General features: G+C 67.1%; 11 protein-coding genes. 8 read left to right on the top strand and 3 right to left on the bottom strand.

The features are described 5' to 3' along the window. Positions 1 to 58: 58 nt before the first annotated feature. From KBZ15_RS14535 to KBZ15_RS14525, 3 genes are read left to right on the top strand one after another with little or no spacing between them, the layout of a single operon-like run. Positions 59 to 1,279: an ATP-binding cassette domain-containing protein gene (locus KBZ15_RS14535; protein ID WP_315859902.1), complete on the top strand. Its 1,221-nt coding sequence runs from the start codon at positions 59 to 61 to the stop codon at positions 1,277 to 1,279. Further along, on the top strand, positions 1,276 to 1,641 hold the full coding sequence (locus tag KBZ15_RS14530) for a nucleotidyltransferase family protein (RefSeq protein WP_255015926.1): 366 nt from the start codon (positions 1,276 to 1,278) through the stop codon (positions 1,639 to 1,641). The genes KBZ15_RS14535 and KBZ15_RS14530 overlap by 4 nt, the downstream gene beginning before the upstream one ends. Next, on the top strand, positions 1,631 to 2,002 hold the full coding sequence (locus KBZ15_RS14525; protein WP_255015925.1) for a HEPN domain-containing protein: 372 nt from the start codon (positions 1,631 to 1,633) through the stop codon (positions 2,000 to 2,002). Before KBZ15_RS14530 ends, KBZ15_RS14525 begins: the two co-directional genes overlap by 11 nt. A gap of 3 nt (positions 2,003 to 2,005) precedes the next feature. Here KBZ15_RS14525 and KBZ15_RS14520 read toward each other — a convergent pair whose 3' ends face one another. Further along, positions 2,006 to 3,457 (bottom strand): sulfotransferase, encoded by a 1,452-nt coding sequence (locus KBZ15_RS14520; RefSeq protein ID WP_255015924.1) that lies wholly within the window; start codon positions 3,455 to 3,457, stop codon positions 2,006 to 2,008. Positions 3,458 to 4,140: 683 nt separating this feature from the next. Here KBZ15_RS14520 and KBZ15_RS14515 point away from each other — a divergent pair. From KBZ15_RS14515 to KBZ15_RS14505, 3 genes are all read left to right on the top strand, one after another. Continuing rightward, positions 4,141 to 4,356: a hypothetical protein gene (locus tag KBZ15_RS14515; protein WP_255015922.1), complete on the top strand. Its 216-nt coding sequence runs from the start codon at positions 4,141 to 4,143 to the stop codon at positions 4,354 to 4,356. 248 nt (positions 4,357 to 4,604) lie between these two features. Further along, complete coding sequence (locus KBZ15_RS14510) at positions 4,605 to 5,006, top strand: HEPN domain-containing protein (protein WP_255015920.1); 402 nt, start codon at positions 4,605 to 4,607, stop codon at positions 5,004 to 5,006. A gap of 10 nt (positions 5,007 to 5,016) precedes the next feature. Next, positions 5,017 to 5,325 carry a nucleotidyltransferase domain-containing protein gene (locus KBZ15_RS14505; RefSeq protein WP_255015919.1) on the top strand — a complete coding sequence of 103 codons (309 nt, stop codon included), beginning with the start codon at positions 5,017 to 5,019 and terminating at the stop codon, positions 5,323 to 5,325. Positions 5,326 to 5,345: 20 nt separating this feature from the next. On the opposite strand, the gene KBZ15_RS14500 is transcribed toward KBZ15_RS14505, so the two are convergent. Further along, entirely contained in the window at positions 5,346 to 6,050 is a 705-nt protein-coding gene (locus tag KBZ15_RS14500) for a Uma2 family endonuclease (RefSeq protein ID WP_255015918.1), read from the bottom strand. Positions 6,051 to 6,153: 103 nt separating this feature from the next. On the opposite strand from KBZ15_RS14500, the gene KBZ15_RS14495 reads away from it, so the two are divergent. After that, positions 6,154 to 6,396, top strand: coding sequence for a type II toxin-antitoxin system Phd/YefM family antitoxin (locus KBZ15_RS14495; protein WP_255015916.1), 243 nt, complete (start codon positions 6,154 to 6,156; stop codon positions 6,394 to 6,396). Then, a complete protein-coding gene (locus KBZ15_RS14490) occupies positions 6,393 to 6,659 on the top strand; it encodes a Txe/YoeB family addiction module toxin (RefSeq protein ID WP_255015915.1) in 267 nt (88 codons plus the stop codon). The genes KBZ15_RS14495 and KBZ15_RS14490 overlap by 4 nt, the downstream gene beginning before the upstream one ends. A gap of 51 nt (positions 6,660 to 6,710) precedes the next feature. Here KBZ15_RS14490 and KBZ15_RS14485 read toward each other — a convergent pair. After that, positions 6,711 to 7,583, bottom strand: an 873-nt coding sequence (locus tag KBZ15_RS14485; RefSeq protein ID WP_255015914.1) for a Smr/MutS family protein, incomplete at its 5' end; no start/stop codon positions are given.

The raw sequence follows: 7,583 nt of genomic DNA, 5'->3' as shown, positions 1-7,583 counted from the left end.
GCCTGATCGATGAACTGCATTGCTCCAAACCTAGGATCGCGCCGTCTGAAGGCCCGTCTTGGCAGAGGTTCGCTTCCAGCAGGTCAGCAAGGCCTACCCACCCCGCCGGGGGAGCGAGCCGGTGGAAGTGCTGCGCCAACTCGATCTCCAGATTGGGGACGGCGAATTTCTGGTGTTGGTGGGGCCATCGGGCTGCGGCAAGAGCACCCTGCTGCGCCTGCTGGCGGGCCTGGAGCAGCCCACTGGCGGCGAGATCTACGTGGGCAGCCGGCCCGTGAGCCAGTTGCGCCCAGCCCAGCGGGACGTGGCCATGGTGTTTCAGAGCTATGCGCTCTATCCCCACCTGAGCGTGGCCGACAACATCGGCTTCGGGCTGCGGCGCAGCCGCCGGCGCAGCCTCCTGCAGCAGCTGCAGGACAGCCTGCACCTGGCCAGCCGGGGCCTGCCGCGGCGACTGCAGCTGCACTCGCCACGGGAAGGGCGCATTGCCGAGCGGATCGCCGAGGTGGCCGAAACCCTGGAGCTAGGCCAGCTGCTCGAGCGCCTGCCCAAGGAGCTCTCCGGCGGCCAGAAGCAACGGGTGGCCCTGGGCCGGGCCATCGCGCGGCAGCCGGCGGTGTTCTTGATGGATGAACCGCTCAGCAACCTCGACGCCAAGCTGCGCACCGGCACCCGCACCCAGATCGTGGAGCTGCAGCGGCGGCTGGGCACCACAACTTTGTATGTGACCCACGACCAGGTGGAGGCCATGACCATGGGCCACCGCATCGCCGTGCTCAACGCCGGCCGGCTGCAGCAGCTGGGCACACCGATGGAGCTCTACCAGTGGCCCGCCAACTTGTTTGTAGCCCAGTTCATCGGCAGCCCGCCGATGAATCTGCTGCCGGTGCAGGCGGTCGGCTCGGCTCAGGTGCAGCTGGGCAGCCGCAAGCTGGCGGTGGAGGGTCCCCTGGCCGAGGCGCTGGCGGCCCGGACCGGCCAGGAGCTCACCGGTGGGCTGCGGCCGGAGCACTTCCAGCTAGCTCCCGCCACCAACCGCAACCTGAAGGCCGAAGTGAGCCATGGCGAAGCCCTGGGCAACGAACAACTGCTCACCTGCCGGCTGGAGGAGGGCGGTCACCTGGTGCAGGTGAGGGTCGGCCCAGATGTAAGCCTGCCGCCGGGGGCCAGCCTGCACCTGGATGTGGATCCCCGCGGCTGGCGCCTGTTCGATCGGGCTGGCGATGCCCTGCCCCCATCGAGGCCTCGGGCCGCGCTGCCGGAGCTGAAGCTGCCGTGACCCCCACCCACCAGCAACGGTGTCCGCTCGGCCCGGGGCTGGAGGCAGCTGAGATCGGCGCAGCACTGGAGCTGCTAGGCCAGGACCCCGAGGTTGAGAGACTGGTTTTGTTTGGCTCCCGCGCCCGTGGCAACGCGCGATCGGAATCAGACCTCGACCTGCTCCTGATCGTGGCGGGCAGCCTCACGCCGGAACGGGAAAAGCGGCTGCGCCGCCGGGTGCGCAACCTGCTGCTGCCCCTGCTGCCGGTGGATCTAGACCTGCTGATCAGCGATGCTGCTACCACCAACAGATGGGCTGACTCCCGCTGGCATGTGCTCGGCCACATCCACCGCGAAGGGGTGCCACTCGATGCCGCCTGAGGAAGACGCCCGCGCCATTTTGCGGCTGGCACTGCGGCACGAGCAGTCGTTGGCAGCCAGCCTGGATCCGGGCTTCGCGCAGGAGAACTGGGGGTTTCTCGCCCAGCAGTGCGTGGAGAATCTGCTCAAAGGGCTGATCGTGCTGGCCGATCAGCAGCCGCCCCTCAGCCACGACCTGGCCCGCCTGCAGCTCCTGGCTGGTGCCAGGCTGCCGGAGGAGCTTCTGGAGCTGCAGGAGTTTGCCGTCAAGGCCCGCTACTCGCCAGAAGAAACGCCGCTGCCAGCGAGCCGAGAGCAGCTGCTCGCCCTCATCGGCCAGCTGCGCAGCGCCCTGGAGGCACGGCTGGCTGTTCTGGGCTGAATTTCAGCTGCAGGCCAGGCTCGCCAACTGCTCCCACTCGTCGCCGAACAGCCAGTCGTACTGGCGCCAGCGGCCCACGGAAGTGCTGTAGATCGGCTCGCGGGCCTGGCTGTGGCTGAGGGTGATCGGGATGCGCGGGTTGCGTTCGGGGTGCAGCACGCCCTCATGCATGGGCAGGTGCATGGCATCGAGGCAGCCGCGCAGGCTGGCTTCCGGCTGCGCCACCAGCGACTCGTAGCGGATGACGCGATGGTTGAGCTGGAGCCGCTCGATGGCCAGGCTGGTCAGTTGCAGATGGATGCTCAGCACAGCCCGGATCTGATCGAGGCTGCTCACCCAACCCAGGACGCCGGTGGGGCGGATCGCCGCCATGCTGAGGCTGAGGGCCAGGTCGCGGGGATCCCGGCGCAGGTGCAGCACCACCGATCCGGGCAGCACCTGGGCGATGGCGGGCAGCCACATCCAGCTGATCAGTGACTTGTCCACAATCCAGGCGGCCTGCCCATCGGCGAGGCGCTGGGCAGGCTGGCGGTAGATCCTGCCCAGGGCGGAGCGGCGCTGGCCGCTGAGGCAGGTGAGCTGTTCAGCACCGCAGCCCTGCTCCCCCAGCTCCCGGGAGAGCAGGGTCAGGCCCTGAAATTCGCCGATGCCACACACCGATGGATGGCCATCGAGCATCTGCTCCAGCAGCGTGGTGCCTGAGCGCGGCAGGCCCAGCACGAAGGCCACCCCGGGCTCGCCCGCAGCAGCGGCAGGCGGGGCGGGCGGCAATAACGGTTGGAGATCGGCGCAGCGCAGCGCCTCCAGCTGCTCCTGCAGCGGGGCCAGAAAGCCCTGCAGATCAAAAGGTGGGGCAGTGGCGCACTGCAGCTGCCGCGCCAGCGACCAAGCCTGGCGATGGCGACCGAGCTGGTCGAGCAGTTTCACGGCGTCAAATCCGGCCATCCGCCGCAGCTGGCCAGGGAAGCGACCCTCCGCCAGGGGCAGCAGGGCCGCCACGGACGCTTCCGGGTCGGTGGCGGCGCAAAGTCTGGCGTTAAAGAGCCGCCCCTCCGGCGTTGCCGCCCAGCCCGGCTGGCTGCTCAGCAACTGGGCCATAGCCGGTCGATCCCCGGCGTGATGGCAGGCATCGGCCAGAAAGGTGCATGCCACTCGGCCGATGGCGTCCTGGCGCTCGGCCAGGGGCTGGAGCAGCGCCAGAGCCCAATCCAGCTGACCCAGATGAAAGCACACATATCCCTGGATCAGGCGAAACCGCGGCGTGCGCCCCAGGGCTGACTCGATGGCATCCAGGCGCTCCTGGGCGCCCAGCAGGGCATGGGCAGAGGCCAGCTGCTCGGCTTCTGCGAGCAGGGCCCTGGGATTGGCAGGCGCGGCCCCGAAGCCGGAGCGGGCGGGCGGGCTACCAGCCTTGCGCCTGCCGGCGGGGTTTGCCTGGTTGCGAGCGCTGGGCATGGCTTTGATGGTTCCCCCGTCCCGGTAGATAGCACCGGGACGGGGCTGGGAGGTCAGCGCATCGTGACATTTTAGCCAGCCCTGCTCGCCCCAACACAGGCCACGCCCGGGAGCGGGCCCACACCAGGGCCTATGCCAATCAAGAAAGCGGCATCGCTCCCCCTTGCGCAAGCGCTCTGGCAGGCCCTTGTGCTTATTTAAAAATTCATTTGCTTTGCCATAAGGCGATGCTGACTCTCAGTGCCTCCCTCTCCAAGGGGAAGTTTCCTGGCCTAATGACCGCTGGCCTGGCCAGCGCAACCCTTGGCCTTGCGGGCAGCCCAGCCCAAGCCTTGACTGGGTTTGCTGGTGACTATGCCCCGGGCAACTGGACCCAAAGCATTGGGGGCAATGGCTTAATCGACACAAGCGGCGCCCCAATCAGCATTATCTTAGATGGCTCTGACGATGGTAGTGGTCCACAAAACACCGACTTCACGATCGCAGCACCCACTGCGGGAACCGTGAGCTTCGATTGGAGTTTTTCAACTGCTGATGGTGCTGCATATGACCCCTTTGGCTATCTCTTGAACGGGGCCTTCACTCAACTTACCAGTGGCATTAGTCAGACTCAGTCTGGCTCAGCATCTTTCTCTGTGCTCACTGGAGATGTCTTCGGCTTCAGGCTGCACACTATTGAATCAATGTGGGGCCGGGCATCCACCACCATCAGCAACTTCAATGGGCCTACCGCTCCTGCTTCCGTCCCTAATGGGCCTACCGCTCCTGCTTCCGTCCCTGGCCCCCTGCCCATTCTTGGCATCGGGGCGGCCTTCGCCTACAGCCGCCGGCTGAGGCGCCGCATCAACCTGGCCAAAAGTCCAGTGAGCACCGATTCAGTGGTCGCCGAGCAGCTGTAACCAAGCCTGCAATGCCCTTCAGCCCTGCCTCTGGCAGGGCTTTTTTTGTATTCACCCCCCAGCCAGCAGGTGGCAGGGGTTGATCACTCCGGCATGGAGAAGGGTCCGCTCCAACCAGTCGGCCAAACCAGCGGCATCCGAACCGGCCGACCTGCGCTCCTGCGGAGCCATCCCCCAGAGCCGGCAGCCTGCCATTGCCGAACAACAGATGCAGCAGCGCACCAGAATGAACGCAGCCACAGCAGCCGATGAACCGCTCCGCCGACTGGCTGCATCAGGCGCACTCCGATCTCGATCTGGCGGCGGTGAGTGCCGCCGCCGGCCACCATGAATGGGCCTGCTTCGCCTGCCACCAGGCGGTGGAGAAGGCGCTGAAGGCCCTGCACCTGCACCATGGCCAGCAGGCCTGGGGCCATGGCCTCGGCCGCTCCTGGCGAGAACTGCCCCCTGTGGTCGGTGCTGCGCTCGCGGAAGCGCTGAGCGATCTGGAGGACAGGCTGCGCATCCTGGATGCGCTCTACATCCCCACCCGTTACCCCGATAGCCTTCCCGATGGAGCCCCGAGTGATCACTTCGGCAGGCTTCAAAGCGATGACGCCCAGCGCCATGCCCGTTCGATCGTTGACGCAATCACTACTGCGCTGGCCTGAGCCGGAGCTGGTGCTTCACCAGGTTGCCGGCTGGGCCGAACGGATGGCGGCGGAGCACCCCAGCCTGGAGCGGGTGGGCGTTTTCGGCAGCTACGGCCGCGGCGACGCCGGCGTGGGCAGCGACCTCGATCTGCTGTTGATCGATGCCGAGGCGTGCGGCCCCCAGCACCAGCGACTGCTGGCCTGGCCCCTGGCTGATCTGCCCCTGAGCTGCGATGCCCTCGTGTTCACTCCCGCCGAGCACGGCGAACTGATCGCCTCCGGCACCGCCATGGCCCGCGCGCTGACCAGCGACAGCCGCTGGCTCTGGCAGCGCTGACCACCCCGCCCGCACCTCCTTCACCCCGCCCAGATTTCCTCCAGCTCCAGCACCAGAGCGGGAAAGTGGGGCGACCCATCCAGCCGGGTGGCAGCCCCGATCCGCCAGCCCTGTTTGCCATCGGCCAGCGGTCCCCACACTTCCGCGGTCCGCTCTGCTGGGATCAGCAACCAGCCCAGCCGGGCGCCGTTGCGCTGGTAGGCGGCCATCTTCTGGCGCAATGCCGTGATCCCGCGCGGGCCGTCGTCGCTGGGACTTGCCAGTTCCACCACCAGATCGGGGCAGAGCGGCGCGAAGCCCCGGCGCTCTGCCTCGCTGAGGGCCTGCCAGCGATCCAGTTCGACCAGCGAGACATCAGGACTGAGCACAGAGTTGTCCGGCAGGCGAAAACCGGTGGAGCTGTCGAACACCTTCCAGCCGCCGGCGGCACGCGCCCAGGCCTGAATCTGAAAGAGCAGGTTGGCGTTGCGGGCTCCTGTTTCGCTTCCGGTAGGAGTCATCGGGATCAGGGAGCCATCAGCGGCTAGCTCAAGCACGGACTCAGGATTGGCCTGGCACAGCTCGGCGAACTGCTCTGGGGTGAGCCTCAGGCTGCCGCTGAGCGGAAGCGGCAGGGTAAGCGAGCCGCACGGTTGTTCCGGGATCAAAAGCCCAGGGCAGGGCGAGCCAGTGCAGGGCGGCTTGGGGGAGAGCGGCGCCTCGGTACTGGCTGGGGCGAGCGTCATGTCCCTACCGAAGGGTGGCCCAAGGCTAAGGGCAGCAACTCCAGGATCACAGCATCGACTCGGGTCTTGCGGTACGCTTTTACGTACGTTCTCCGAGGACCCTGTGACCATTGTGTCGGCCACGGAAGCTCGCAGGCGCCTCTACGCCTTAATTGATGAGGTGGGGCAATCCCATCAACCGGTGCAGATCCACGGCAAGAGGGGGAACGCGGTCCTGATTTCCGAGGCCGACTGGCGCTCGATTGAGGAAACGCTCCATCTGTTGGCCATCCCCGGGATGCGCGAGTCGATCCTGGAGGGAATGGCCACCGAAGCCTCAGAACTGAGCAGCGAACCAGGCTGGTGAGCTGGACCGTTTTATTCACCAAACAGGCTCAGAAGGATGCCCGCAAACTTGCCTCCGCGTCGCCTGCTCTAAAGCAGAAAGCCCAGGCCCTGCTTGATCTGTTGGCTGCTGATCCCTACCAACAACCACCGCCCTACGAAGCCCTGGTGGGAGATCTCCGCGGATACTGCTCCAGGCGCATCAACATCCAACACCGGTTGGTGTATCAAGTGCTGGAGGACTTGCGCTTGGTGAAGGTTTTACGGATGTGGACTCGCAACTAATAGGCGTGACTGGCTGGGGCGAGCGTCATGGCCCTGCCGAAGGGCAGCCCCTCACTTCACCCAAACCACACTGCAGCCCGCGCCCCCGTCGCCCTGCTCGGCATCGCTCACCCGCTCCACGTAGGGCACCGTTGCCAGCCAGGCCCGCAGGCCGCCCTTGAGCTTGCCGGTGCCGATGCCGTGGATCACCCACACCGGGCCATTGGCCTGGCGCAGCCGCTCCTCCAGTTGGGCCTCCGCCTCATGCACCCTGAGGCCGCGCACGTCCACCGTGTTGCGCTCACTGCGCACGCTGGCACCCCTGCCGCCCAGCCCCCGCTGCCCCTTCACCTGCACCTGCACCTCAGGGGGTGATGGTTTTTCGCCATGGAGCCCCTCGATCGCGGCCAGCTCCAGGGTCAGCCGCATCAGGCCGCAACGCACGGAGAGCTCCCGGCCGTCATCGGAGAGGGCCAGCACCTCGCCGGCCTTGCCCAGGGACAACACCCGCACCCGATCGCCAACCACCGGCATCCAGCCGCGATGCTCGCGCCGCTCCGGGGTGGGGCGGTGCTGCTGCTCGAGGTGCTTGAGCCGCTGGCCGGCCTGGCGGGCGGTTTCACCCAGGGCGGTGCTGCTGGCGGCCCCCGAGCCTGAACCCTGACGCAGCCGGCGGATGATTCGCTTCACCTCATTCTGGCCCTGGCGGATCGAGCGCTCCAGCTGCTGGCGCCGCTGCTCCTGCAGCTCGGCGCTCTGCTGCTTTTGCTGCTGCCAGCGCTCCAGCAGCTCCTCATGCAGCAGCTCGGTGCGGGCCAGCAGAACAGCGGCCTCCTCGGCGGCCTCCTGCTGGCGCTGGCGCTGGTTTTCCAGCCCGGCGATCACCTGGTTTACCTCCCCCTCGCCGCGGGGCGCCAGCAGCGCTTCGGCCTCGCTCAGCACGGC

The sequence above is a fragment of the Cyanobium sp. BA20m-p-22 genome (genome assembly GCF_024346275.1).
Lineage (GTDB): Bacteria > Cyanobacteriota > Cyanobacteriia > PCC-6307 > Cyanobiaceae > Cyanobium_A.
The sequence above is the reverse complement of the archived record's forward strand: the minus strand, read 5'-3'. Positions and strand labels throughout refer to the sequence as shown.

Excerpts from the sequence above, each read along its gene's own strand:
- KBZ15_RS14520 (WP_255015924.1), bottom strand. The coding sequence starts at position 3,457 with ATGCCCAGCGCTCGCAACCAGGCAAACCCCGCCGGCAGGCGCAAGGCT.
- KBZ15_RS14515 (WP_255015922.1), top strand. The coding sequence starts at position 4,141 with ATGTGGGGCCGGGCATCCACCACCATCAGCAACTTCAATGGGCCTACC.
- KBZ15_RS14500 (WP_255015918.1), bottom strand. The coding sequence starts at position 6,050 with ATGACGCTCGCCCCAGCCAGTACCGAGGCGCCGCTCTCCCCCAAGCCG.
- KBZ15_RS14525 (WP_255015925.1), top strand. The coding sequence starts at position 1,631 with ATGCCGCCTGAGGAAGACGCCCGCGCCATTTTGCGGCTGGCACTGCGG.
- KBZ15_RS14510 (WP_255015920.1), top strand. The coding sequence starts at position 4,605 with ATGAACCGCTCCGCCGACTGGCTGCATCAGGCGCACTCCGATCTCGAT.